Here is a 24,993-nt window from a genome sequence, read left to right as displayed (position 1 = left end):
GCAGTCGCGTGAACGGCCTCGCGTGCACGGCGTTCACGAGGGGCGCACGGACCTCCGCGCGCCGCCCCTCGACGTCCGTCACCAGCCCCGCGCGTGCCACTCCGGCAGATGCGGCCGCTCCGTGCCCAGCGTGGTGTCGTTGCCGTGGCCCGGGTAGACCCAGGTCTCGTCGGGCAGGACGTCGAAGATCTTCGTCTCCACGTCGTGGATGAGGCTGGCGAACGCCCTCGGATCCTTGCGGGTGTTGCCCACCCCGCCGGGGAAGAGGCAGTCGCCGGTGAAGACGTGCGGATGCCCGTGGGGGTCGTCGTAGACGAGCGCGATCGAGCCCGGCGTGTGCCCGACGAGGTGGCGGGCCGTCAGCTCCACCTGTCCGACCCGGATGGTGTCGCCGTCGTCCACCAGGACGTCGGTGGGCACGGGGATGCCCTCCGCGTCGTCGCGGCCGGCGTAGGTGCGGGCGCCGGTGGCCTCGACGACCTGCGCGAGGGCCTGCCAGTGGTCGCCGTGCTGATGGGTGGTGACGACGGACGCGATGCCGTCGTCACCGATCATGCCGAGCAGTGTCCGCGCGTCGGCTGCCGCGTCGATCAGGAGCTGTTCGTCCGTGGCCCGGCAGCGCAGCAGATAGGCGTTGTTGTCCATGGGGCCGACCGCGATCTTGGTGATCATCAGGTCCTTCAGCTCGTGCACGTCCGCCGGGCCGCCGACCGTCACCTGTCCGCTGTACGTCATGACCGTCAGCCTATCGCCGGGACGCCACGGGAGACCGCGGAGCCGCTCCTACAGGGGTGGCAGGGCCGGCAGCGCACCGCCCTCCACGCTGAGCGCGGCCCCGTCGCGACGCCCCGCCAGCCAGCCCAGCAGATCGGCCGGCTTCCCGGAGACGGTGACCTTGGGGAGCGTGACCTCGCTGTGCGTGACCTCGCTGTCCGTGCCCTTGCTTTCCGTGGCCTCGGCGTCCGTGCCCTGCCCGCCGTCCCGGCCGGTGCGCCACACGCGCGTGCCGTCCGTGATCCGGGTCGTCGGCACCGCGGGGTGCCCGCTGAACCGGTCGGCGAGGAAGTCGATCTCCCGCTCGGTGAATTCCTCCGGCAGGTCCTCCAGCTCGTAGCCGATCCCGAGGTCCACGTGGTGCAGCTCCACCTCGGCCCAGCGCCGGAACGGCACCCGGGCCGCGTCGTCGGTCACGCCGTTGCGCAGCTCGACGGTCCGCGACCAGTCCTGCGGCGCGGCTCCCGCCGCCTGGAAGCGCGCGCCGCTCTCGCGCACGTCGGCGAGCTGGGCGTCCAGGGGCCGAGGGGCGTCCCGCTCGATGTCGGCGTCCCGGGCCTCGGCGGAGACGTACATGGGACGGCCCTGCAGGACGTTCACGAGAGCGTCGGCGTTGCGGGCGATGTGAGCAAGGACATGGCCCCGGCTCCAGCCGGGCAACCGTGACGGCGCGGCCACCGACGCGTTGTCCAGTTCGGCGACTGCGCTGAGCAGCCGGTCGGTGGCGTCACGTACAGACGCCAGGTCATGCGCGTGATCAATCATGGTGCTGACATTAGCTGCGCCACACCTTCGGGTGAAGCCGGTGAAGCAGTGCCGTAAATCGAAAGCACGTGCTATATGGTCGATCGTGGCGTCGGGCATGCTGGAGAGCCGGGGTTTGTTGGCAACACATGAATCCGACCGGCGTTGTCAGTGGCTCCCCCTAGTCTGAGAAAGACGGGGTCCCCGCCCCTGTCACTTCTCTCAAGAAAGGTGCGGACCGGCGTGGCCGACCGTCTCATCGTCCGTGGCGCGCGCGAGCACAACCTGAAGAACGTCTCGCTCGACCTGCCCCGTGACTCGCTCATCGTCTTCACGGGCCTGTCCGGGTCGGGCAAGTCCTCCCTGGCCTTCGACACGATCTTCGCCGAGGGTCAGCGGCGCTACGTGGAGTCGCTCTCCTCGTACGCCCGCCAGTTCCTCGGCCAGATGGACAAGCCGGACGTCGACTTCATCGAGGGCCTGTCCCCGGCCGTCTCCATCGACCAGAAGTCGACCTCGCGCAACCCGCGCTCCACGGTCGGCACCATCACCGAGGTCTACGACTACCTGCGTCTGCTGTTCGCGCGCATCGGCAAGCCGCACTGCCCCGAGTGCGGCCGCCCCATCACGCGCCAGTCGCCGCAGGCCATCGTCGACAGGGTCCTGGAGCTGCCGGAGGGGAGCCGCTTCCAGGTGCTCTCGCCGCTGGTGCGCGAGCGCAAGGGTGAGTTCGTCGACCTCTTCGCCGACCTCCAGGCCAAGGGCTACTCCCGCGCGCGTGTGGACGGCGAGACCGTCCAGCTCTCCAGCCCGCCCACGCTGAAGAAGCAGGAGAAGCACACCATCGAGGTGGTCGTCGACCGCCTCACGGTGAAGGACTCCGCCAAGCGCCGGCTCACGGACTCCGTGGAGACCGCCCTCGGGCTGTCCGGCGGCATGGTCGTGCTCGACTTCGTCGACCTTCCCGAGGGCGACCCCGAGCGCGAGCGGATGTACTCCGAGCACCTGTACTGCCCGTACGACGACCTCTCCTTCGAGGAGCTGGAGCCGCGCTCCTTCTCCTTCAACTCGCCCTTCGGCGCCTGCCCCGAGTGCACCGGCATCGGCACGCGCATGGAGGTCGACCCGGAGCTGATCGTCCCGGACCCCGACAAGAGTCTCGATGAGGGCGCCATCCACCCCTGGTCGCACGGTCACACCAAGGACTACTTCGACCGTCTGGTCGGCGCGCTCGCCGACGCCCTCGGCTTCCGCACCGACATCCCCTTCGCGGGCCTGCCCCAGCGCGCGAGGAAGGCCCTGCTGTACGGCCACAAGACGCAGATCGAGGTCCGCTACCGCAACCGCTACGGGCGCGAGCGCGTGTACACCACGCCCTTCGAGGGTGCGGTGCCCTTCGTCAAGCGCCGGCACAGCGAGGCCGAGTCCGACGCGAGCCGTGAGCGCTTCGAGGGCTACATGCGCGAGGTGCCCTGCCCCTCCTGTGAGGGCACGCGCCTGAAGCCGGTCGTCCTCGCGGTCACGGTCATGGAGAAGTCGATCGCCGAGGTCTCCGCGATGTCGATCAGCGACTGCGCGGACTTCCTGGGGCGGCTCAAGCTGACCGCCCGCGACAAGAAGATCGCCGAGCGGGTCCTGAAGGAGGTCAACGAGCGGCTGCGGTTCCTCGTCGACGTCGGCCTGGACTACCTCTCGCTCAACCGCGCGGCCGGCACCCTCTCCGGCGGCGAGGCCCAGCGCATCCGGCTGGCCACCCAGATCGGCTCCGGCCTCGTCGGCGTCCTGTACGTCCTCGACGAGCCGTCCATCGGCCTGCACCAGCGCGACAACCACCGGCTGATCGAGACCCTGGTCCGGCTGCGCGACATGGGCAACACGCTCATCGTCGTCGAGCACGACGAGGACACCATCAAGGTCGCCGACTGGATCGTCGACATCGGCCCCGGCGCCGGTGAGCACGGCGGCAAGGTCGTGCACAGCGGCTCCCTGAAGGAGCTGCTCGCCAACAAGGAGTCGCAGACCGGTCAGTACCTGTCCGGCCGCAAGGCCATCCCGCTGCCCGACGTGCGCCGCCCGCGCGACCCGTCCCGGCAGCTCACCGTGCACGGCGCCCGCGAGAACAACCTCCAGGACATCGACGTGTCCTTCCCGCTGGGCCTGTTCACGGCGGTCACCGGCGTGTCCGGCTCCGGCAAGTCGACCCTGGTCAACGACATCCTGTACACGCACCTGGCGCGCGAGCTGAACGGCGCGCGGGGCGTCCCCGGGCGGCACACGCGCGTGGAGGGCGACGACCTCGTCGACAAGGTCGTGCACGTCGACCAGTCGCCGATCGGCCGCACCCCGCGCTCGAACCCGGCGACCTACACCGGCGTCTTCGACCACATCCGCAAGCTGTTCGCCGAGACCACCGAGGCGAAGGTCCGCGGCTACATGCCGGGCCGCTTCTCCTTCAACGTCAAGGGCGGCCGCTGCGAGAACTGCGCGGGCGACGGCACGATCAAGATCGAGATGAACTTCCTCCCGGACGTCTACGTCCCGTGCGAGGTCTGCCACGGCGCCCGGTACAACCGGGAGACCCTGGAGGTCCACTACAAGGGCAAGTCCATCGCCGAGGTCCTGAACATGCCGATCGAGGAAGCCATGAACTTCTTCGAGGCCGTCCCCGCGATCAACCGCCACCTGAAGACGCTCAACGACGTCGGTCTCGGCTACGTCCGCCTCGGCCAGTCGGCGACCACGCTGTCCGGTGGTGAGGCGCAGCGCGTCAAGCTCGCCAGCGAGCTGCAGAAGCGCTCCACCGGCCGCACGGTCTACGTCCTGGACGAGCCGACCACGGGCTTGCACTTCGAGGACATCAGCAAGCTGCTGACGGTGCTCTCCGGCCTGGTCGAGAAGGGCAACACGGTCATCGTCATCGAGCACAACCTCGATGTGATCAAGACCGCGGACTGGCTCGTCGACATGGGTCCCGAGGGCGGCGCCGGCGGTGGTCTGGTGGTCGCCGAGGGCACGCCCGAGGAGGTCGCCGCCGTGCCGGCCAGCCACACCGGCAAGTTCCTGCGGGAGATCCTCGACGCGGACCGGATCAGCGATGCGACCGTGCCCGCGGCCCGCCGGAAGACGTCGGCGAAGGCCGTGGCGGCGGCAGCGGGGGCCCGCAAGACCGCCACCAGGACGGTCGACAGCACGGACACCGGTAAGACGGCGGCCACGGCCAGGAAGACGGCCGCCAAGAAGACGGCCGCGGCGAAGACGACGCGGGCGCGCAAGGCCTGACGCTCGCCCACCGACGGGCGGTGCCCCCGCGGAACTCCTCCGCGGCGGCGCCGCCCGTTGTCGTTCCGGCCGCCGGGAAAGCTGCTGGGCTCACGCCGGATCACAGCTGGAGACGGGGTGCCGGCCCCAGGCGTGGCGCCGGTCAGCCCTCCAGCTCCCGGGCGTACGGCGGTTCGGCGCCCGCGCGGGAGCAGGTGAGCGCCGCCGCGCGGGCCGCGTACCGCAGCAGTTCCTGCCAGCCGTCGCGGCCCAGGGCGGCCAGGGCGGTGGGGGAGAGGGCGTCGTGGGTGGCCAGGCCGTGCAGCAGGGCCGCGTTCACCGTGTCGCCCGCCCCGATCGTGTCCACGACGTCCACCGGCTCGCCGGGCACGGAGTGCACCGCGCCGTCCGCGGTGAACGCGGTCAGACCGTCGCCGCCCTGAGTGATCACCACAGCCGACGGACCGGCGGACAGCCACTCGCGCGGGGTGCCGCCCAGCCACAGGGCGTCCTCCTCGGACAGCTTGAGCAACGTCACGGACGGCAGCCAGCTCTTGAACCGGGCCCGGTAGGCGTCCGCGTCGGGGATCAGCCCCGGGCGGATGTTCGGGTCGAGGGCGGTGAACACACCTTGTGCGGCGGCACTGCGCATCAGCTCCTCGTACGCGCTCGCGCCCGGCTCCAGCACCAGTGAGCAGGTGCCGAAGGACACGGCGCCGGTCCCGGCGGGCAGCGCGGGCGGCGTCGAGAAGAGCCGGTCGGCGGTGCCCTCGACATAGAAGGAGTAGGCGGCCGAGCCGTCCGGGTCGATCGTGGCGACGGCCAGAGTCGTCGGCTCGGAGCCGCGCTGTACGGCCGACACGTCGACGCCGGCCGCGCTCAGCCCGTCGAGCAGGGCCTCGCCGAAGGCGTCCCGCGAGACCCGGGAGCAGAAGGCGGTGGGGGAGCCGAGGCGCCCGAGGGCGACCGCCGTGTTGTACGGCCCGCCGCCGAGCACCGGCCGGAGGGCGGCGAGGGCACCCGTGCCCTGCGGTACCAGGTCGATCAGGGCCTCACCGGCGACGACGATCATGCGACGGGTTCCTCTCTGGGCTCTTCGGTGCAGGACTTTCACGCGTCCGGCTGCTCAGGGCAGCCGCACGAGGTGCGGTGGACGAAGGAGCACGGCAGCCGCACGGTCCGCGCGGGCCGTTCCGGCTGTGCGAGCCGCTCCAGCAGCACGCGGACGGCGGTGGCGCCCAGCTCCCTGCTGGGCTGCGCGATCGCGGTCAGGCGGGGCGAGAACACGTCCGCCCAGTCGAAGTCGTCGAAGCAGCACAGCGCGATGTCCCCGGGCACGGTGAGCCCCCGGGTGCGCAGGGCCCGCAGCGCACCGATGGTCATCGCGTTGTTGGCGCTGATCAGCGCGGTGGGCGGCGCGGCGAGCGCCAGCAGGTCCGCGGTGGCCCGCTCGGCCCCGCCGGTCGCGGAGTCGCCGTGGACGACGAGGCGCTCGTCGTAGGGCAGAGCGGCGGCCGCGAGACCGTGCCGGTAGCCGCTGATCCGCTCCCGGGTGGTGCTGAGCCCCGGCAGCCCCGCGACCAGACCGATACGGCGGTGACCGAGCTCGGTGAGATGGGTGACGAGCCGGGCGGTCGGCGCCGCGTTCTCGGCGCGCACCTGGTCGAAGCGGAAGGCCGGGTCTGCCGGGGAGTCGACGACGCGGTCCAGGAAGACCGTGGGCACGGCGTGCCGGGCGAGATAGGCGGTCAGGTCGTCGGGGCGGGCGGACGGCGCGACGATCACGCCGTCGACGCGGCGCTCGTGCAGCAGCTGCACGACCCGGCGCTCGTGCCCGGGGTCGTCGTGCGGGTCGGCGATGAGCAGGCTGTAGCCCTCCTCCAGCGCGGCCGCCTCGACGCCCTGGAGGATCTCGGTGAAGTACGGGTTGCTGATCGCGGAGACCGCGAGGCCGATGGACCGGGTACGGGACGTCACCAGTGAGCGGGCCAGGGTGTTCGGGGTGTAGCCCAGCGCGTCGATGGCGTCGAGGACCGCCTGACGGGTCCGCGGAAGCACCGGCCGAGTGCCGTTCAGGACGTGCGAGACGGTCGCTACGGACACCCCGGCCGAGCGTGCGACATCGGCCATGGTGGGCATGCAAGGGGCTCCCTTCCCGGCTCTCGGTGCGGGCCTGGGAGGGAAGCTATCCGATGCAGGGGCCACACGTAAACGCTTGCGTAAACGCTTACGCGCCCCGCTGCCCCTGATCCGGCGCCCCGCCCGCCCCGGAGCCGGCGACCGGCGGCCCGCTCGAGGGCGGTATCGTGCGGCACGCAGACCGTCCGAACCCGTGGAGAACCTCATGTCCGGCAGTCCGGTCCCCAGCCGCCGCACCCTGCTCAAGGGCGCCGCCGCCGTCCCCGCCGCCGGGCTGGGCCTCGCGGCCTGCTCCGGACAGTCCGAGTCCCAGGGCCCGGTGGACGTGGGCCCCGAGAGCGAGGTGCCCCAGGGCGGCGCGAAGCTGGACCGCAAGCACAACGTGGTGGTCAGCCGGGACTCCGCGGGCACACTCAAGGCGTTCAGCACGATCTGCACGCACGCGCAGTGCCCCATCGGCCAGCTCGACGGCACCAGGCTGACCTGCACCTGCCACGGCAGCCAGTTCGACGCCACCAACGGCAAGGTGCTGCACTCGCCGGCCACCGAGCCGCTCAAGGAGCTGCCGGTCCAGGTCAAGAACGGCCGGATCGTGGCGAACCCCTCGGCCTGAGCCCAGGGACGGCCCCGCCCGCACGCCGCTCTCCGTTGGGCCCCCGGCACCCGCCGCCCGCTGCCCCGGGACCCCCCTGCGCCGCCCCGGACACCCCGCCCGGCCTTGTCCACAGCCGCGCCGCGCTGTCGGTGCGCGCCAGTAGGGTGTGAGACATGGCCGACCCCTCCAGCTACCGCCCCAGGCCGGGTGAGATCCCGGACTCCCCGGGGGTGTACCGGTTCCGCGACGAGCACCGCCGGGTGATCTACGTCGGAAAGGCGAAAAGCCTGCGCCAGCGCCTGGCGAACTACTTCCAGGACCTGGTGAACCTGCACCCCCGCACCCGTTCGATGGTGACCACGGCCGCGTCCGTGGAGTGGACGGTGGTGTCCACGGAGGTCGAGGCGCTGCAGCTGGAGTACTCCTGGATCAAGGAGTACGACCCGCGCTTCAACGTCAAGTACCGCGACGACAAGAGCTACCCCTACCTCGCGGTGACGATGAACGAGCAGTTCCCGCGGGTGCAGGTGATGCGCGGTCACAAGAAGAAGGGCGTGCGCTACTTCGGCCCGTACGCGCACGCGTGGGCCATCCGCGACACCGTCGACCTGCTGCTGCGCGTCTTCCCGGTGCGCACCTGCTCGGCCGGCGTCTTCAAGAACGCCTCCCGTACCGGCCGCCCTTGTCTGCTCGGCTACATCGGCAAGTGCTCCGCCCCGTGCGTCGGCCGGATCACGCCCGAGGACCACCAGGATCTGGCCGAGGAGTTCTGCGACTTCATGGCCGGCCGCACGGGCACCTACCTGCGTCGTCTGGAGAAGCAGATGATGGAGGCGGCCGAGGAGATGGAGTACGAGCGGGCCGCCCGGCTGCGGGACGACATAGGGGCCCTGAAGAAGGCCATGGAGAAGAACGCGGTCGTGCTCGCGGACGCGACCGACGCCGACCTCATCGCCGTCGCCGAGGACGAGCTGGAGGCGGCCGTACAGATCTTCCACGTGCGCGGCGGACGCGTGCGCGGCCAGCGCGGCTGGGTCACCGACAAGGTGGAGGAGATCACCACCGGCGCCCTCGTCGAGCACGCCCTGCAGCAGCTCTACGGCGAGGAGAGCGGGGACGCCGTGCCCAAGGAGGTCCTCGTCCCGGCGCTGCCCGACCCGCTGGAGCCGGTGCAGGAGTGGCTGACCGGCCGCCGCGGGTCGAACGTGTCGCTGCGCATCCCGCAGCGCGGCGACAAGAAGGCACTGATGGAGACCGTCCAGCGCAACGCCCAGCAGGCGCTCGTGCTGCACAAGACCAAGCGCGCCTCCGACCTCACCACGCGCTCGCGCGCGCTGGAGGAGATCGCCGAGGCGCTGGGTCTCGACAGCGCCCCGCTGCGGATCGAGTGCTACGACATCTCGCACCTGCAGGGGCAGGACGTCGTGGCCTCCATGGTCGTCTTCGAGGACGGACTCGCCCGCAAGAGTGAATACCGCCGCTTCCAGATCAAGGGCTTCGAGGGCCAGGACGACGTCCGCTCCATGCACGAGGTGATCGGCCGCCGCTTCCGGCGCTACCTCGCCGAGAAGGAGCGCACCGGCGAGTGGGCCGACCAGGACGGCGACGGCGGCGCCGACCGGGCGGACGGCCCGGACGGCCTGCCCGAGAGCCCCGGTGAGGCGAACGGCCTCAAGGACGAGGAAGGCCGGCCCAGGAAGTTCGCCTACCCGCCCCAGCTCGTCGTCGTCGACGGCGGGCAGCCGCAGGTCGCGGCCGCCAAGAAGGCCCTCGACGAACTGGGCATCGACGACGTCGCCGTGTGCGGCCTCGCCAAGCGCCTGGAGGAGGTCTGGCTGCCGGACGACGACGACCCGGTGGTCCTGCCCCGCACCAGTGAGGGCCTCTACCTGCTGCAGCGCGTCCGCGACGAGGCGCACCGCTTCGCGATCACCTACCAGCGCACCAAGCGGGCCAAGCGCTTCCGTTCCAGCCCCCTGGACGACGTGCCCGGCCTCGGCGAGACGCGCAAGCAGGCCCTGCTGAAGCACTTCGGTTCGCTGAAGAAGCTGCGCTCCGCCACCATCGACCAGATCTGCGAGGTCCCCGGCATAGGCCGCAAGACGGCCGAGACGGTCGCCGTGGCCCTCGCCCAGGCGTCCCCGGCCGCACCCGCCGTGAACACGGCGACCGGAGAGATCATTGAAGAGGAACCCGGCAGCATGGGTTCCGACGGGGAACCCGTGACGACGGGGGCCCCGGACGACCGACGGGGGCAGGAGACATGAGCGTGAACGAGCACGACGGGCAACAGGGCCACGACGCGCAACAGGGCCACGACGCGCAACAGGGCCACGACGGGCAACAGGGCCAAGGCGGAGACGGAGCACACGTGAGTACGGGCACGAACGGCGAGACGCCCGGGGTCCCCGACGCGGCCATCCCCGAGCTGGTGATCATCTCCGGCATGTCCGGAGCGGGCCGCTCCACCGCGGCCAAGTGTCTGGAGGACCTCGGCTGGTTCGTCGTCGACAACCTCCCGCCCGCGCTGATCCCCACGATGGTGGAGCTCGGCGCGCGCTCGCAGGGCAACGTCGCGAGGATCGCCGTCGTCGTCGACGTACGCGGCCGGCGCTTCTTCGACAACCTGCGCGAATCCCTCGCCGACCTCGACAGCAAGGGAGTGACCCGGCGGATCGTCTTCCTGGAGTCCTCCGACGAGGCGCTGGTGCGCCGCTTCGAGTCCGTGCGCCGCCCGCACCCGCTGCAGGGCGACGGCCGGATCGTCGACGGCATCGCCGCCGAGCGGGAGCTGCTGCGCGAGCTGCGCGGCGACGCCGACCTGGTGATCGACACCTCCAGCCTCAACGTGCACGAGCTGCGCGCCAAGATGGACGCCCAGTTCGCCGGTGAGGAGGAGCCCGAGCTGCGGGCCACCGTGATGTCCTTCGGCTTCAAGTACGGCCTCCCGGTCGACGCCGACCTGGTCGTGGACATGCGGTTCCTGCCCAACCCGCACTGGGTGCCCGAGCTGCGCCCGTTCACCGGGCTCAACGAGGAGGTCGCCGCCTACGTCTTCAACCAGCCCGGGGCCAAGGAGTTCCTGGACCGCTACACCGAGCTGCTCCAGATGGTCGCCGCCGGCTACCGGCGCGAGGGCAAGCGGTACGTGACCATCGCGGTCGGCTGCACCGGCGGCAAGCACCGCTCGGTGGCCATGTCGGAGAAGCTCGCCGCGCGGCTCGCCGCCGAGGGTGTGGAGACGGTGGTCGTACACCGGGACATGGGACGGGAATGACACGACGTACTCCGCGGCTGAGCCGGCTGCGCCAGGTGATGCCGGACGGGCGGGCGAGCCGGTCCGTCGAGGTCCGCGGCGCCCGGCCCCGCCGCCGGGGCGCCCAGCCCAAGGTGGTCGCCCTGGGCGGCGGCATGGGCCTGTCCGCCTCGCTCGCCGCACTGCGCCGGATCACCGGCGACCTCACGGCCGTCGTCACCGTCGCCGACGACGGCGGTTCCAGCGGCCGCCTGCGCGACGAGCTGGGCGTGCTGCCGCCCGGCGACCTGCGCAAGGCGCTGGCCGCGCTGTGCGGCGACGACGAGTGGGGGCAGACCTGGGCGCGGGTCATCCAGCACCGTTTCCAGTCCCAGGGCGACCTGCACGAACACGCGGTCGGCAACCTGCTGATCGTCGCCCTGTGGGAGCAGCTCGGCGACCACGTCAAGGCCCTCGACCTGGTCGGCAAGCTGCTCGGCGCGCACGGCCGCGTGCTGCCCATGTCGGCCGTGCCGCTGGAACTGCAGGCGCTGGTCAAGGGACACGACCCGGAGCGCCCGGAGGACGTGGACACCGTGCGCGGGCAGGCCACCGTGGCGCTCACCCCGGGCGAGGTGCAGTCGGTGCATCTGGTGCCGCACGACCCGCCGGCCGTGCCCGAGGCCGTCGAGGCGGTCCTGGACGCGGACTGGGTGGTGCTCGGCCCCGGCTCCTGGTTCTCCTCGGTCATCCCGCATCTGCTGGTGCCCGAACTGCTCGACGCGCTCACCCAGACCAAGGCGCGCCGTGTGCTGTCGCTGAACCTCGCTCCGCAGCCCGGCGAAACCGAAGGCTTCTCACCGCAGCGTCATTTGGAGGTTTTGGGGCGACACGCCCCTAAACTCGCCCTCGACGTGGTGCTGGCCGACGAGGCCGCCGTGCCCGACCGCGACTCGCTCACCGAGGCAGCCAAGCGGCTCGGCGCCGCGGTCGAGCTGGCGCCGGTGGCGCGGACGGACGGAACTCCCCGGCACGACCCCGAGCTGCTGGCCGCCGCGTACGACCGTATTTTTCGGATGCATGGAAGGATCGGCCCATGGCGATGACGGCAGCGGTGAAGGATGAGATCTCCCGGCTTCCCGTCACCCGGACCTGCTGCAGGAAGGCGGAGGTCTCCGCCATTCTGCGGTTCGCCGGCGGCCTCCACCTGGTGAGCGGGCGCATTGTGATCGAGGCGGAGCTGGACACCGCGATGGCGGCGCGCCGGCTCAAGCGGGACATCCTGGAGATCTTCGGCCACAGTTCGGAACTGATCGTGATGGCACCGGGCGGGCTGCGCCGCGGCTCGCGCTACGTGGTGCGGGTCGTCGCGGGCGGTGACCAGCTGGCCCGCCAGACCGGCCTGGTGGACGGTCGCGGCCGGCCGATCCGCGGCCTGCCCCCGCAGGTGGTCTCGGGGGCCACCTGCGACGCGGAGGCGGCCTGGCGCGGCGCTTTCCTGGCGCACGGCTCGCTCACCGAGCCGGGTCGCTCCTCCTCCCTGGAGGTGACCTGCCCCGGCCCCGAGGCCGCGCTCGCCCTGGTCGGCGCCGCCCGCCGGCTGTCGATCGCCGCGAAGGCGCGCGAGGTGCGCGGCGTGGACCGGGTCGTGGTCCGCGACGGCGACGCGATCGGCGCGCTGCTGACCCGGCTCGGCGCGCACGAGTCGGTGCTGGCCTGGGAGGAGCGCCGGATGCGCCGCGAGGTGCGCGCCACGGCGAACCGGCTGGCCAACTTCGACGACGCCAACCTGCGCCGCTCCGCCCGCGCCGCGGTCGCCGCCGGCGCCCGGGTGCAGCGCGCCCTGGAGATCCTCGCCGACGATGTGCCGGAGCACCTCGCGGCCGCGGGCCGGCTGCGCATGGAGCACAAGCAGGCCTCGCTCGAGGAGCTGGGCGCGCTGGCCGACCCGCCGCTGACCAAGGACGCCGTGGCGGGCCGTATCCGCCGGCTGCTCGCCATGGCGGACAAGCGGGCCGCCGACCTCGGCATCCCGGGCACGGACGCCAATCTGAGCGAGGAGCTGGCCGACAACCTCGTGGGCTGACGGTCCGTCAACAAGGCGGCGGGACGCCGGTGTTTTGGTCCGTTCGGGGCCAAGGCACCGGCGTTCGCGTGTCTCTTCCGCGCTCTTGACTCGATCATGCAGTGACATGAGCCTGGCAACCATTCGTCGCTGTGGCGAACCACTGCTAGGGGGGTTCATGAGACCCAGAGCGAGATCGATCCTCGCTGCCGGCGCGCTCCTGCTCGGCGGAGCGAGCCTCGCACCCGTCGCCCAGGCACAACCGTCACCCGCCCACGACACGGACCAGATCAAGGTCTTCCGCGCCGACGTCACCGAGGAGCAGGTACCCCTGCTGCTGGCCGCCGGACAGGACGCCCACGAACTCGGCGCCCGCGCCCCGCAGCGGGGCAGGACCGCCGTCGAGGTCCAGCTCACCGACGAGCAGGCCCGCAAGCTGCGCGAGCAGGGCGTCACGCTCACCGAGCACATCGTGTCCGCCCGCGCCGCACAGCGCGCCGAGAGCGCCGCCCAGGGCGTCTTCCGGCCGTACAGCGGGCCCGGCGGTCTCAAGGAGGAGATCCTGCGGACCGCGCGGCAGCACCCGGGCCTGACCAAGGTCGTCTCCATCGGCAAGACGGTCAACGGCCAGGACATTCTCGCGCTCAAGCTCACCAGGAACGCGCAGCGCACCCGGGACGGCTCCCGGCCCGCCGTGCTCTACATGTCCAACCAGCACGCGCGCGAGTGGATCACGACGGAGATGACCCGGCGGCTGCTCCACCACTACCTGGACCACTACGCCACCGACCGGCGCATCAGGGACATCGTCGACTCCACCGAGCTGTGGTTCGTGCTCTCCGCCAACCCCGACGGCTACGACTACACCTTCAAGGACGCGAGCACGCGTCTGTGGCGCAAGAACCTGCGGGACGTCAACGGCGACGGCGTCATCTCCACCGGCGACGGCGTCGACCTCAACCGCAACTTCCCCTACAAGTGGGGCTACGACGACGAGGGTTCGTCCCCGAACCCCACCAGCGAGACCTACCGCGGCGCCGCCCCGGCCTCCGAGCCCGAGACCCGGGCCCTGGACACCTTCGTCAAGCGCGTCGGCTTCCGGTACGCGATCAACTACCACTCCGCCGCCGAGCTGCTGCTCTACGGCGTCGGCTGGCAGGTGGCCACCCCCACCCCGGACGACGTCCTGTACAAGGCGCTCGCGGGCACGCCGGAGCACTCCGCGATCCCCGGCTACCACCCGCAGGTCTCCTCGGAGCTGTACACCACCAACGGCGAGGCGGACGGCCACGCGGAGAACGTCAACGGCACGGCGATGTTCACCCCGGAGATGTCGACCTGCCAGACCGCGTCGGACGCCGACCCGAACGACGCCTGGAACGCGGCCGACTGCCGTTCGGTCTTCACCTTCCCGGACGACGAGAAGCTGATCCAGCAGGAGTTCGCCAAGAACGTCCCGTTCGCGCTGTCCGTCGCCGAGACGGCCGCCCACCCCGACCGCCCGTCGTCCTCGGTCGGCCTGAGCGCCGCCGACTTCACTCCGGCGCCGTTCACCACGTCGTACTCCCGCGGCGCGGACCAGGAGGTCTCCGTCGTCGTACGCAAGTCCGTGCGGGACAAGGAGCTGAAGTACCGCGTCGACGGCGGCCGGGTGCACGACATGGCGCTGCGGCCGTGGAAGGGCGGCGAGCGCTACGGCGGCGCCGACAACCTGTACTTCGACGAGTACCGGGCCACGGTCAAGGACGGCGACCCGGGCGACAACGTGGAGGTGTGGTTCACCGGCGAGACGAAGCCCGGCAGGCCCACGTCGAGCGAGCACTTCACCTACACCGTCGCCGAGCGGCCCCGCGCCGACACCCTCGTCGTCGCGGAGGAGGGCGCGAGGGCCACGCAGGCGCAGAGTTACGTGGACGCCCTCAAGGCCGCCGGGCACCGGGCCGCCGTCTGGGACGTGGCCACCCAGGGCGCCCCCGACGCGCTCGGCGTACTGAAGCACTTCCGGACCGTCGTGCACTACACGGGCGCCGCCGTGCCCGGCAACGCCACCCGGCTCCAGCTGCGCGCCTACCTCAACGAGGGCGGCAAGCTGATCGAGGCGGGGGAGCAGGCCGGCGGCAGCGTCGACCTCGGCGGCGGCACCCTGTCCGACGACTTCAGCCAGTACTACCTGGGCGCGTACTCGCGGACGTCGACCCCGGGCGCCACCGGATTCACCGGCTCCGGCGCGTTGAGCGGGATCTCCGGTCCGCTGGCCGCGGCGCCCGGCAACCCGCTGGACAAGGCGGGGACCTACGGCGTGACCTCCGAAGAGCTGCCCGTCGGAACCTATCCGCAGTTCGCGAGCGCGGGCGCGGGCCAGTTCGCCGGGACCGTCAACCCGTACGGGCCGTACGCGGGCGCGGCGATGGCGGCCGCCGTGCACACCGACGACGCCTACAAGCGGCTCACCCGCACCATCGACCTCACCGGTGTGACCGCCGCCGAGCAGCCCGCCCTGCGCATGCGGCTGCTGTGGGACACCGAACCGGGCTACGACCACGCGCTTGTCGAGGCGCACGGCGTGGGCGCCGACGACTGGACGACGCTGCCGGAGTCCGGCGGGGCGACCAGCCAGAAGGTGCCCGAGGAGTGCGGGGGCGGGTTCTACGTCGGTGAGCACCCGTGGCTGAAGCACTACCTGACCCTGACGGGGAACGGCTGCACCGCCACCGGCACCACCGGGACCTGGAACAGTCTCACCGGTTCCTCCAGCGGCTGGCAGCAGGTGAGCTTCGACCTCAGCGCCTACGCCGGGCGCACGGTCGAGGTCTCGCTCGCCTACGTCACCGACCCGGGCACCGGCGGCCACGGCGTGCTCGCCGACGACGTGCAGCTCGTCGCCGGCGGGAGCGTGCGCGAGACCGAGGGGTTCGAGACGTCGCTGGGCGCCTGGAAGGCCGCCGGCCCGCCGGCGGGCAGCCCGGCCGTCCTGAAGGACTGGGCCCGCACCGGAACGCTGTTCCGCACCTACGGCGCGGTCACCACCGGGGACACCGTGCTGCTGGGCTTCGGACTGGAGCACCTCACGTCCGCGGCCGACCGCGCGGCGCTCGTGAAGAAGGCGTTCGCCGCCCTGCGCGGCTGACGTTTCGAGCGCGTGACGCAGGCAACGTTGACAGATGCGGCCCCGCTTGTTCCACAGGTGAGCGCAGCCCGTCTCAGGGGTGCACGAAAAGGGGCCGCATCAGGTGAGCCGACGCGCTCACGAACGAGTGACAACGGCGTCAACAGGGGTAGGCATTTCGCAGTAAACCCCGGCAAAACCATCGCCGATCCACGTGGTCCGTACCCCTACCGGCGGGTACGGACCGCCTGCCCGCGTATGTGGCATCTCGATGTCACTGCGGGGGTCTCGGAGAGGTAGGGTCGGGGGTGGTCGGGGACATCCCAAACAGAGCTCGCCGGCTCCGCATGGCCGGCGTACCCAGCGAGGAGATCGGTTCGTGACGATCCGCGTAGGCATCAACGGGTTTGGCCGCATCGGTCGGAACTACTTCCGCGCGCTGCTTGAGCAGGGCGCCGACATCGAGATCGTGGCTGTCAATGACCTGGGTGACACCGCGACCACCGCACACCTGCTGAAGTACGACACCATCCTCGGCCGCCTCAAGCAGGAGGTCACGCACACCGAGGACACCATCACCGTCGACGGCAAGACCATCAAGGTCCTGTCCGAGCGCAACCCCGCCGACATCCCGTGGGGCGAGCTGGGCGTCGACATCGTCATCGAGTCGACCGGCATCTTCACCAAGAAGGAAGACGCCGAGAAGCACATCGCGGGCGGCGCCAAGAAGGTCATCATCTCCGCCCCGGCGAAGAACGAGGACGTCACCATCGTCATGGGTGTCAACCAGGACGCCTACGACCCGGCGAACCACAACGTCATCTCCAACGCCTCCTGCACCACCAACTGTGTGGCGCCGATGGCCAAGGTGCTCGACGAGAACTTCGGCATCGTCAAGGGCCTGATGACGACGGTGCACGCGTACACGAACGACCAGCGCATCCTGGACTTCCCGCACAAGGACCTGCGCCGCGCCCGTGCCGCCGCCGAGAACATCATCCCGACCACCACGGGCGCCGCGAAGGCCACCGCCCTGGTGCTGCCGCAGCTCAAGGGCAAGCTGGACGGCATGGCCATGCGCGTCCCGGTCCCGACCGGCTCGGTCACCGACCTCGTCGTCGAGCTGTCCCGCGAGGTCACCAAGGAAGAGGTCAACGCCGCCTTCCAGAAGGCCGCCGAGGGCGAGCTCAAGGGCATCCTCGAATACACCGAGGACGCGATCGTCTCCTCCGACATCGTCAACGAGCCGGCGTCCTGCACCTTCGACTCCTCCCTGACCATGGTCCAGGAGGGCAAGAACGTGAAGGTCATCGGCTGGTACGACAACGAGTGGGGCTACTCCAACCGCCTCGTCGACCTCACGGTCTTCGTCGGCAACCAGCTCTGATCGCCTCTTTGTAGGCATCTCGATGCGCCAGCAGGGCTCGGTCGGTGCGCACCGTCGCGTACCGGCCGGGCCCTGACGCACGTACGGGACCGGCCCCCTTTACGATCACGGAGCACCACGAGCCCTCCTCAGGAGAGTCCCCAGCAATGAAGACGATCGACGAACTTCTCGCCGACGGCGTGAGCGGCAAGCGGGTCTTCGTCCGCGCCGACCTCAATGTGCCGCTCGACGGCGACACCATCACCGACGACGGCCGCATCCGCGCCGTGCTGCCCACCGTGAAGGCCCTCGCCGACGCGGGCGCCAAGGTGGTCGTCGCCTCGCACCTCGGCCGCCCCAAGGGCGCGCCGGACCCCGCCTTCTCCCTCGCCCCGGCCGCCGCGCGCCTCGGCGAGCTGCTCGGCGCCGACGTCGCCTTCGCGACGGACACCGTCGGCGACTCCGCCAAGGCCACCGTCGCGGGCCTGACCGACGGCCAGGTCGCCGTCCTGGAGAACCTGCGCTTCAACGCCGGTGAGACGTCCAAGGACGACGCCGAGCGCGCCGCCTTCGCCGGGCAGCTCGCCGCGCTCGCCGACGCCTACGTCGGCGACGGCTTCGGCGCCGTGCACCGCAAGCACGCCTCCGTCTTCGACCTGCCGAAGCAGCTCCCGCACTACGCCGGCTACCTCATCGCCACCGAGGTCGGCGTCCTGAAGAAGCTCACCGAGGACGTGCAGAGGCCCTACGTCGTCGCCCTCGGCGGCGCCAAGGTCTCCGACAAGCTCGCCGTCATCGACCAGCTCCTCGGCAAGGCCGACCGCCTCCTGATCGGCGGCGGCATGGCGTACACCTTCCTCAAGGCCAAGGGCTACGAGGTCGGCATCTCCCTCCTTCAGGAGGACCAGGTACCGGTCGTCAAGGAGTACATGGAGCGGGCCGAGAAGAGCGGCGTCGAGCTGGTCCTGCCGGTCGACGTCCTGGTCTCCACCCAGTTCCCGGACCTGAAGACCAAGGCCCCGGCGACGTACACCACCGTCGACGCCGACGCCATCCCGGCCGACCAGGAAGGCCTGGACATCGGCCCGAAGACCCGAGAGCTGTACGCCTCGAAGCTCGCCGACGCCGCGACCGTCTTCTGGAACGGTCCCATGGGCGTCTTCGAGCACCCCGACTACGCCGGAGGCACCCGGGCCGTCGCCCAGGCCCTCGTGGAGTCCAAGGGCTTCAGCGTCGTCGGCGGCGGTGACTCCGCCGCCGCCGTGCGTACGCTCGGCTTCGACGAGAACGCGTTCGGCCACATCTCGACCGGCGGCGGCGCCTCCCTCGAATACCTCGAGGGCAAGACGCTCCCCGGCCTCGCCGCACTGGAGGACTGACCCCGTATGACCACTCGCACGCCGCTGATGGCGGGCAACTGGAAGATGAACCTCAACCACCTCGAGGCCATCGCGCACGTCCAGAAGCTCGCCTTCGCCCTGGCCGACAAGGACTACGAGGCCGTCGAGGTCGCCGTCCTGCCGCCCTTCACCGACCTGCGCTCCGTGCAGACCCTGGTCGACGGCGACAAGCTGAAGATCAAGTACGGCGCCCAGGACATCTCGGCGCACGACTCCGGCGCCTACACCGGTGAGATCTCCGGGTCCATGCTGGCCAAGCTGAAGTGCACGTACGTGGCCGTCGGCCACTCCGAGCGCCGCCAGTACCACCACGAGACCGACGAGATCGTGAACACCAAGGTCAAGGCCGCCTTCAAGCACGGCCTGACCCCGATCCTGTGCGTCGGCGAGGAACTGGACGTCCGTGAGGCGGGCAACCACGTCGCCCACACGCTCACCCAGGTCGAGGGCGGTCTGAAGGACGTCCCGGCCGAGCAGGCCGAGACCGTCGTGATCGCCTACGAGCCGGTGTGGGCCATCGGCACCGGCAAGGTCTGCGGCGCCGAGGACGCCCAGGAGGTCTGCGCCGCGATCCGCGCCAAGCTCGCCGAGCTGTACTCGCAGGAGCTGGCCGGCAAGGTCCGCATCCAGTACGGCGGCTCCGTCAAGGCCGGCAACGTCGCCGAGATCATGGCCCAGGCCGACATCGACGGCGCCCTGGTCGGCGGCGCCTCGCTGGACGCCGACGAGTTCGTCAAGATCGTGCGCTTCCGCGATCAGTGAGGCGAGCTGTGAGTATGCGGTGACGGCGTTTCGTCGTACCCTTGCGGGGGCCGGTGCATGTCCGCCGGCCCCCGTCGTCCATCCGATTCCGAGGAAGTTGGTCCAGCCGTGGTTCTGGGGTTCTCGATCGCCCTGATCGTCTTCAGCCTGTTGCTGATGCTGCTGGTGCTGATGCACAAGGGCAAGGGCGGCGGCCTCTCCGACATGTTCGGTGGCGGCGTGCAGTCCTCCGTCGGCGGCTCCTCGGTCGCCGAGCGCAACCTCGACCGCATCACCGTGGTGGTCGGTCTGCTGTGGCTCGCGAGCATCATCGTCCTCGGCATCGTCATGAAGTCGAACAGCTGACGGTACACATCACGCACATCACGCACATTCCGCTACGTAAGGCCCCATGACCGGTCCGCGCCCCGGAGCGCGGCCTATCATGGGGCTTGCGTCTGCGTGCCGGGGGGCTGTAACTCCCCTCACTGGACGCGCGTTGGGCCTTACGTACACTGAGGCGCTCGCGGCGAAGCGAAACGCCGACTCGCTTCGCGGCACCATCACGCAGGGAGTTACGACCGTGGCAAGTGGCAACGCGATCCGAGGAAGCCGGGTCGGGGCTGGGCCGATGGGCGAGGCCGAGCGCGGCGAGTCCGCGCCCAGGCTGCGCATCTCCTTCTGGTGTTCCAACGGGCACGAGACGCAGCCGAGCTTCGCCAGCGACGCGCAGGTGCCCGACATGTGGGACTGCCCGCGCTGCGGCTTCCCGGCCGGGCAGGACCGGGACAACCCGCCGGACCCGCCGCGCACCGAGCCGTACAAGACGCACCTGGCGTATGTGCGCGAGCGGCGCAGCGACGCGGACGGCGAGGCGATCCTCGCCGAGGCGCTCGCCAAACTGCGGGGCGAGATCTAGCACTTGACGACCGGCCGGGCACCTCGGGGCGCCCGGCCGGACGTCTGTGCCGCCCCGGCGGCCGCCTCCCCGGCACCCGCGCGCCGACCGGACCTTCCCGTTGCCGCGCCCGGACGACCGCAGATGCACGCGGTGCTCGACAGGTGCTGCGGGCCCGCAGCGCGCGCGAGTTGACGTTCCGTTTGGTGTCCCACCAGGACGGCTGGTGTCCCACGAGGACGGCGCCGACCTGCACGAGGCAATGGGTGCGGCGGTGGTGGCGCTTACGCCACCGCGCTCAGCGTGTCCGCCAGGCGCCGGCGCGCCGCGCGGGCCGCCGGCAGCGCGGCCAGGGCGACGGCGCCCGCCGTCGCGGTCGCCGTCAGCAGGAGCAGGACCGTCGGCGACGGGGTCTGGGCGATGCCCGCGCCGATGCCGCTCGTCGTGCCCTGGACGTCGACCAGCCAGTGGGACAGCGGGACGCCCAGGGCCAGCGACACCAGGACCGCCGTGAGGGTGGTGAGGGCCGTCGCCGTCACCGTGATCATTGTGATCTGACGCGGGGAGAGGCCGATCGCCTTCAGCGCGAGCAGGTCCCGCTCGCTCTCACGGACCGTGGCGCCGATCGCGGTGAGCAGTTCGACGACCCCGATCAGGGCCAGGATCGCGATCAGCCCGGCCACCACGCCACGCAGCGGCGACAGGCCGTCCGCCGGGTTCGTCACCCGGTGCACGTCCAGATGGCCGTGGCCGGCCGCCGTCAGCGAGGCCGCGACCGCGCCGGGGTCGGCGCCCGCGCGCAGCCGGAGCTGGTACAGGCTCGGGCGCAGGCCCGGGTCGTTCTCGCGCAGGGTGTCCAGGGACGTGGAGATGACCCGGCCGGCGTTCTCCGGCTCGATGCTGCGGCCCACGATGTGCAGGATCTGCGGCTGGTCGCCGACGGTCATGCGGACCCAGTCGCCGACGCGGACGTCCAGCAGGTCCAGCAGGCCCTGACCGGCCACTGCCTCGTCCGGGCCGTGCGCGGCGCGGCCCTCGGCGAGGGTGTACGGGTAGGGGGAGGCGTGCGTGCCCAGGCCGCGCAGCGCGATCGTCGCGGTCTGGCCGGGGACCAGCGCCGCCACCTCGACCCCCGGGTAGGCCGCCGCGACCTGCGGGGTGCGCTCCAGCAGGGCCCGCGTGGCGGCGTCGGTCATCCTCGCGTCCGTGCGGACGGTCAGTGCGGCGGGCAGGCCCATCCGCTCGGGGGCGGTGTGGAAACGGTCGATGGTCGTCCAGGCGCCCAGCGCCACCACGATCAGCAGCAGCGGGAGCGTCAGGCGGGCGATCGTCGCCGCGCTGCGCGGGCCCCGGGTGAACGCGCGGTGCCAGCCCAGCACCAGGCCGGGCGGCACACCCAGACCCAGCGCGCGGCGGGCCGGGCCCGTCAGCCGGCCGGCCGCCGGGGACGCCGGGCGCGGCACCGGCACCGGCGGGACGCGGCCCGCCCGCCAGGCCGCGAGCCCCGTGACCGCGGCGATGAACAGCACCGCCGCGACCGGCACCCCGGCCAGCGCCGCGGTGTGACCGGGCAGGCCCTGCCACACGCCGACCGCGTCGCCCAGCCGGCCCGGCACGCCGTTGCCGAGGCCCTGCACCAGCACGGCCGCCGCCACCGCGCCGAGCAGCGCGTAGGCCACGTGCTGGAGCAGGAAGATCCGTACCACCTGGGCGGGCGTGAAGCCGATCGCCTTCAGCACCGAGATGTCCCGCAGATGGCCGCGGATACGGGTGGCCAGCGCGCCGTGCACCGCCAGACCCGCGGCGAGCAGCGCGCCGAGGCCGAACAGCCCCAGCACCTGGCCCAGCAGCCGGGTGCCGCCCTGCGCTTCGGCGCGCGCCTGCTGCCAGGTGGCGACCTCGCCGACCGTGCCGGCGCCGAGCGCGGTCACTGCCCGCTGCACGGCGTAGTCCGTGTCAGCCGGGTCGGTCAGCCGCAGCCCGACGACCCGTCCGAAGGGGGCGTGGACGGCGGCCGGCGGGGCCCAGACCAGGCCGGGCCGCTCACCGGGGCGGTAGCCGGGCTCGGCGCTGTCGGCGACGCCGACGACGGTCAGGGTGCGGTGGGTGCCCGGCACGGTGAGCGTGTCCCCGGGTTCGGCCAGCAGCGCGTGGGCGAGCCGGCTCTCCAGCACCACGCCGTCGGGGTCCGCGGGCCGCAGCCACTGCCCGGAGGTGAGCAGCGGGCGGCCCACCGCGGGGCGTCCGTCCGTGGCGCGCAGTTCGACGGCGGCGCGGGTGCCGCGGGCGGCGACGGTGACCGACTCGGTGGCGTAGGGCCCGGCGACCGCGGCGACGCCGTCGAGCGCGGCGAGCCGGTGGGTGTCGGCCGTGGCGGTGGTGTGCAGCCACACGTGGGCGCCGCGGGACTGGGTGAACACGCGCTGCCAGGGGTTGGTGGCGTACCCGAACAGGGCCGTGGCCAGCAGCAGCGACGCGACGATCCCGGCGGTGGCCAGCACGATGAACAGGGCCTCGCCGCGGTGCGCGCGCAGATCGGAGTGCGCCCAGCGCAGAGTCGCTCGCACCGCCCTCAGCCCCTCACCCCGGCGGCCCGAAGCCCGCCCCGCACCACTGCCCCGCCGCCCGAAAAGCCACCCCGCACCCAGACCCCGCCGGACTGGAGCCCGGCGCGCGTCCGTGCTCGGGCGGGCTGGCCCCCGACCGGCACCTGGGGCCCGTCGGACTGGAGCACGCCTCGCGTCTGTGCTCGGGTGGGCCGATAGGCGACCGGCACCCGCGCCACGGTGGGCCGCCACCCGGCCCCCAATCGGGCCGCAGTGGGCCGGAGCCCGCCCCGCGCCCGTGCCCCGGCGGGCCGGCACTCGACCGGCACCCGGGCCCCGCCGGACTGGAGCCCGGCTCGCGCCCCGGCCGGCAGACAGCCCACCTGCCTCCGGGCCCTGGCGGGCCGGAGGCAGGCTCGCGTCAGCGGTTGGGTGGGCCGGCACGCGACCGGTACCCGCGCCCCAGTGGGCCGGAGCCCGCCTCGCGCCCGCGCCGCAGTGGGCCGGTACTCGACCGGCACCCGCGCCCCGGTTGGCCGGCACTCGACCGGCACCCGGGCGGCGGTGGGCCGACACTCGACCGGTACCCGCGCCGCAGTGGGCCGGTACTCGACCGGCGCCCGGGCCCCGGTGGGCCGGTATCCGGCCCGCACTCGGGCCCCGTCGGGCTGGATTCCGGCGCGCGTCCTTGCTCCGACGGACCCGGCGGGCCGGCGCCCGACCCGAGCCCCGGCCCCGGCTGGCTGGAGCACGGGACGTCTCGTTGCCTCGTCGCTCACCCGTTCGTTCACCGGGCTCATTCCGTCAGCTCCAGTACGCCCGAGGTGCCGCGGCCGTGGGCCGGCGGGGTGCTGTCCAGGGTTGCGTCGTCCGCGATCCGGCCGTCGAAGAAGCTGATCACGCGGTCCGCGGCGCTGGCCAGCCGGGCGTCATGGGTGACCAGCACGATCGTCTGGCCGCGCTGGTGGAAGCGGGACAGCAGCCGCATCACCTCACGGGTGCCCTTGCTGTCCAGGCTGCCGGCGGGTTCGTCGGCCAGCAGCAGCGGCGGGTGGTTGACCAGGGCCCGGGCGAGGGCGACGCGCTGCTGCTCGCCGCCGGACAGCTCGCCCGGCATGCTGCGCTCCTTGCCGGCGAGCCCCAGTTCGCCCAGCAGTTCCTCCCGCTCGGCGCGGGCCCGCTTCGGCGGCACACCGGCCAGCAGCGCGGGCAGCTCGACGTTGTCGGCGACCGACAGGTTGGACACCAGGTTGAAGAACTGGAAGACGATGCCGATGCGCTTGCGCCGCTCCACCGCCCAGCGGGCCTCGCTCCAGGTGTCCGTGCGGGCCTCGCCCAGCCATACGCTCCCCTGATCCGGCCGCTGGAGCCCGCCCAGCAGGTGCAGCAGCGTCGACTTGCCGGCTCCGGAGGGCCCGGTGACCGCCACGAACTCGCCCGGCGCGACCCTCAGGTCGACGCCGCGCACGGCATGCGCGGGGGCGCCCTCGCCGTGGTGGGTCTTCACCAGCCCCTCGGCGCGCAGCACGGAGGCCGAAGTCTGCGTACCCTCGCTCACTCCAGCTCCTCCAGCTCTTCCTGGCACCGCTCCAGCCAGTCGAGGTCGGCCTGCAGATGCAGCATCGCGCCCTCGATCAGCAGCTGGGCGATACGGTTCTCCCGGCTCTCCGACGCCGCCAGCTTCGACAGGCTCCGCATGGTGTTCAGGTACTGGCGTCGCTGGCGGTTGATCAGGGCGATCTGGTCGGCGAGTCCGGTCTGCGGGGCGAGCGCGAGCTTCATGAAGAACTCGTCCCGCACCCGCGGCTCGTCCTCGGTGTCCTCGAACCAGGTGCTCAGCGCCTCGCGACCGGCGTCGGTGAGGTGGTAGATCCTCTTGTTCGGCCGACTGGACTGCTCGACCTCCTCGCCCTCGATCAGCCCTTGCTTCTCGAGACGGCCGAGGGTCACATAGATCTGGCCGATGTTCGGCTGAGGGTACGCGGAGCCCAGCAGTTGCTCAAGGTCCTGCTTCAGCTCGTAGCCGTGGGCCGGACCACGGGCCAGGAGTGCCAGGAGGGGCAGGCGCACGCCGTCACTCCTCCTGTCTCGCCCAATGTGCTCCAGGCCCTAGTATCGCGCATTAC

The 24,993-nt window shown here is 71.9% G+C and carries 19 protein-coding genes; 12 read left to right on the top strand and 7 right to left on the bottom strand.

What is annotated here, in order from left to right:
* Positions 1–78: 78 nt before the first annotated feature.
* Complete coding sequence (locus AC0B9F_RS00450) at positions 79–735, bottom strand: MBL fold metallo-hydrolase (protein ID WP_471997960.1); 657 nt, start codon at positions 733–735, stop codon at positions 79–81.
* Positions 736–783: 48 nt separating this feature from the next.
* Complete coding sequence (locus AC0B9F_RS00445) at positions 784–1,539, bottom strand: maleylpyruvate isomerase family mycothiol-dependent enzyme (RefSeq protein ID WP_471997958.1); 756 nt, start codon at positions 1,537–1,539, stop codon at positions 784–786.
* Between the two features lie 222 nt (positions 1,540–1,761).
* On the opposite strand from AC0B9F_RS00445, the gene uvrA reads away from it, so the two are divergent.
* Positions 1,762–4,797, top strand: coding sequence for an excinuclease ABC subunit UvrA (gene uvrA / locus AC0B9F_RS00440; protein WP_471997956.1), 3,036 nt, complete (start codon positions 1,762–1,764; stop codon positions 4,795–4,797).
* A 142-nt stretch (positions 4,798–4,939) separates the two neighbouring features.
* Here the strand turns inward: uvrA and AC0B9F_RS00435 are convergent, their stop codons facing one another.
* Both AC0B9F_RS00435 and AC0B9F_RS00430 read right to left on the bottom strand, forming a co-directional pair.
* Positions 4,940–5,848, bottom strand: a complete 909-nt coding sequence (locus tag AC0B9F_RS00435) for a carbohydrate kinase family protein (RefSeq protein ID WP_471997955.1) — start codon at positions 5,846–5,848, stop codon at positions 4,940–4,942.
* Between the two features lie 38 nt (positions 5,849–5,886).
* Positions 5,887–6,915 (bottom strand): LacI family DNA-binding transcriptional regulator, encoded by a 1,029-nt coding sequence (locus AC0B9F_RS00430; protein WP_471997954.1) that lies wholly within the window; start codon positions 6,913–6,915, stop codon positions 5,887–5,889.
* Positions 6,916–7,120: 205 nt separating this feature from the next.
* Here AC0B9F_RS00430 and AC0B9F_RS00425 point away from each other — a divergent pair, with 205 nt between their 5' ends.
* The 11 genes from AC0B9F_RS00425 (at position 7,121) to AC0B9F_RS00375 (ending at position 20,342) form a co-directional block, all read left to right on the top strand.
* Positions 7,121–7,528, top strand: coding sequence for a Rieske 2Fe-2S domain-containing protein (locus tag AC0B9F_RS00425; protein WP_471997952.1), 408 nt, complete (start codon positions 7,121–7,123; stop codon positions 7,526–7,528).
* A 155-nt stretch (positions 7,529–7,683) separates the two neighbouring features.
* A complete protein-coding gene (gene uvrC, locus AC0B9F_RS00420) occupies positions 7,684–9,777 on the top strand; it encodes an excinuclease ABC subunit UvrC (RefSeq protein WP_471997951.1) in 2,094 nt (697 codons plus the stop codon).
* Positions 9,778–9,779: 2 nt separating this feature from the next.
* Positions 9,780–10,787 (top strand): RNase adapter RapZ, encoded by a 1,008-nt coding sequence (rapZ, locus tag AC0B9F_RS00415; RefSeq protein ID WP_471998967.1) that lies wholly within the window; start codon positions 9,780–9,782, stop codon positions 10,785–10,787.
* Entirely contained in the window at positions 10,784–11,851 is a 1,068-nt protein-coding gene (locus AC0B9F_RS00410) for a gluconeogenesis factor YvcK family protein (protein WP_471997950.1), read from the top strand. The genes rapZ and AC0B9F_RS00410 overlap by 4 nt, the downstream gene beginning before the upstream one ends.
* Complete coding sequence (gene whiA / locus AC0B9F_RS00405) at positions 11,842–12,831, top strand: DNA-binding protein WhiA (protein WP_471997949.1); 990 nt, start codon at positions 11,842–11,844, stop codon at positions 12,829–12,831. Before AC0B9F_RS00410 ends, whiA begins: the two co-directional genes overlap by 10 nt.
* 157 nt (positions 12,832–12,988) lie before the next feature.
* Complete coding sequence (locus tag AC0B9F_RS00400; protein WP_471997948.1) at positions 12,989–15,937, top strand: M14 family metallopeptidase; 2,949 nt, start codon at positions 12,989–12,991, stop codon at positions 15,935–15,937.
* Between the two features lie 358 nt (positions 15,938–16,295).
* Positions 16,296–17,303, top strand: a complete 1,008-nt coding sequence (gap, locus tag AC0B9F_RS00395; RefSeq protein ID WP_471997947.1) for a type I glyceraldehyde-3-phosphate dehydrogenase — start codon at positions 16,296–16,298, stop codon at positions 17,301–17,303.
* Between the two features lie 146 nt (positions 17,304–17,449).
* The gene (locus AC0B9F_RS00390) at positions 17,450–18,661 is read left to right on the top strand and encodes a phosphoglycerate kinase (RefSeq protein WP_471997945.1); all 1,212 of its coding nucleotides are present in this window, start codon (positions 17,450–17,452) and stop codon (positions 18,659–18,661) included.
* A gap of 6 nt (positions 18,662–18,667) precedes the next feature.
* On the top strand, positions 18,668–19,444 hold the full coding sequence (tpiA, locus tag AC0B9F_RS00385; protein ID WP_471997944.1) for a triose-phosphate isomerase: 777 nt from the start codon (positions 18,668–18,670) through the stop codon (positions 19,442–19,444).
* A 108-nt stretch (positions 19,445–19,552) separates the two neighbouring features.
* Positions 19,553–19,789 carry a preprotein translocase subunit SecG gene (secG, locus tag AC0B9F_RS00380; protein WP_471997943.1) on the top strand — a complete coding sequence of 79 codons (237 nt, stop codon included), beginning with the start codon at positions 19,553–19,555 and terminating at the stop codon, positions 19,787–19,789.
* A gap of 217 nt (positions 19,790–20,006) precedes the next feature.
* Positions 20,007–20,342, top strand: coding sequence for an RNA polymerase-binding protein RbpA (locus AC0B9F_RS00375; protein ID WP_398981054.1), 336 nt, complete (start codon positions 20,007–20,009; stop codon positions 20,340–20,342).
* A gap of 263 nt (positions 20,343–20,605) precedes the next feature.
* Here AC0B9F_RS00375 and AC0B9F_RS00370 read toward each other — a convergent pair whose 3' ends face one another.
* The 3 genes from AC0B9F_RS00370 to AC0B9F_RS00360 form a co-directional block, all read right to left on the bottom strand.
* Positions 20,606–22,888, bottom strand: coding sequence for an FtsX-like permease family protein (locus tag AC0B9F_RS00370; RefSeq protein WP_471997942.1), 2,283 nt, complete (start codon positions 22,886–22,888; stop codon positions 20,606–20,608).
* A gap of 775 nt (positions 22,889–23,663) precedes the next feature.
* Positions 23,664–24,425, bottom strand: coding sequence for an ABC transporter ATP-binding protein (locus AC0B9F_RS00365; protein WP_471997941.1), 762 nt, complete (start codon positions 24,423–24,425; stop codon positions 23,664–23,666).
* Entirely contained in the window at positions 24,422–24,937 is a 516-nt protein-coding gene (locus tag AC0B9F_RS00360) for a PadR family transcriptional regulator (RefSeq protein ID WP_471997940.1), read from the bottom strand. The genes AC0B9F_RS00365 and AC0B9F_RS00360 overlap by 4 nt, the downstream gene beginning before the upstream one ends.
* Between the last annotated feature and the right edge of the window lie 56 nt (positions 24,938–24,993).

Source organism: Streptomyces sp. NPDC097129 (genome assembly GCF_055668065.1).
The sequence above is the reverse complement of the archived record's forward strand: the minus strand, read 5'-3'. Positions and strand labels throughout refer to the sequence as shown.

What these genes read in the sequence shown, in the direction of transcription:
- AC0B9F_RS00400 (WP_471997948.1), top strand. Translation starts at nt 12,989, where the DNA reads ATGAGACCCAGAGCGAGATCGATCCTCGCTGCCGGCGCGCTCCTGCTC.
- AC0B9F_RS00435 (WP_471997955.1), bottom strand. Translation starts at nt 5,848, where the DNA reads ATGATCGTCGTCGCCGGTGAGGCCCTGATCGACCTGGTACCGCAGGGC.
- AC0B9F_RS00390 (WP_471997945.1), top strand. Translation starts at nt 17,450, where the DNA reads ATGAAGACGATCGACGAACTTCTCGCCGACGGCGTGAGCGGCAAGCGG.
- tpiA (WP_471997944.1), top strand. Translation starts at nt 18,668, where the DNA reads ATGACCACTCGCACGCCGCTGATGGCGGGCAACTGGAAGATGAACCTC.
- AC0B9F_RS00430 (WP_471997954.1), bottom strand. Translation starts at nt 6,915, where the DNA reads ATGCCCACCATGGCCGATGTCGCACGCTCGGCCGGGGTGTCCGTAGCG.
- whiA (WP_471997949.1), top strand. Translation starts at nt 11,842, where the DNA reads ATGGCGATGACGGCAGCGGTGAAGGATGAGATCTCCCGGCTTCCCGTC.
- AC0B9F_RS00425 (WP_471997952.1), top strand. Translation starts at nt 7,121, where the DNA reads ATGTCCGGCAGTCCGGTCCCCAGCCGCCGCACCCTGCTCAAGGGCGCC.
- AC0B9F_RS00450 (WP_471997960.1), bottom strand. Translation starts at nt 735, where the DNA reads ATGACGTACAGCGGACAGGTGACGGTCGGCGGCCCGGCGGACGTGCAC.
- AC0B9F_RS00410 (WP_471997950.1), top strand. Translation starts at nt 10,784, where the DNA reads ATGACACGACGTACTCCGCGGCTGAGCCGGCTGCGCCAGGTGATGCCG.
- AC0B9F_RS00445 (WP_471997958.1), bottom strand. Translation starts at nt 1,539, where the DNA reads ATGATTGATCACGCGCATGACCTGGCGTCTGTACGTGACGCCACCGAC.
- uvrC (WP_471997951.1), top strand. Translation starts at nt 7,684, where the DNA reads ATGGCCGACCCCTCCAGCTACCGCCCCAGGCCGGGTGAGATCCCGGAC.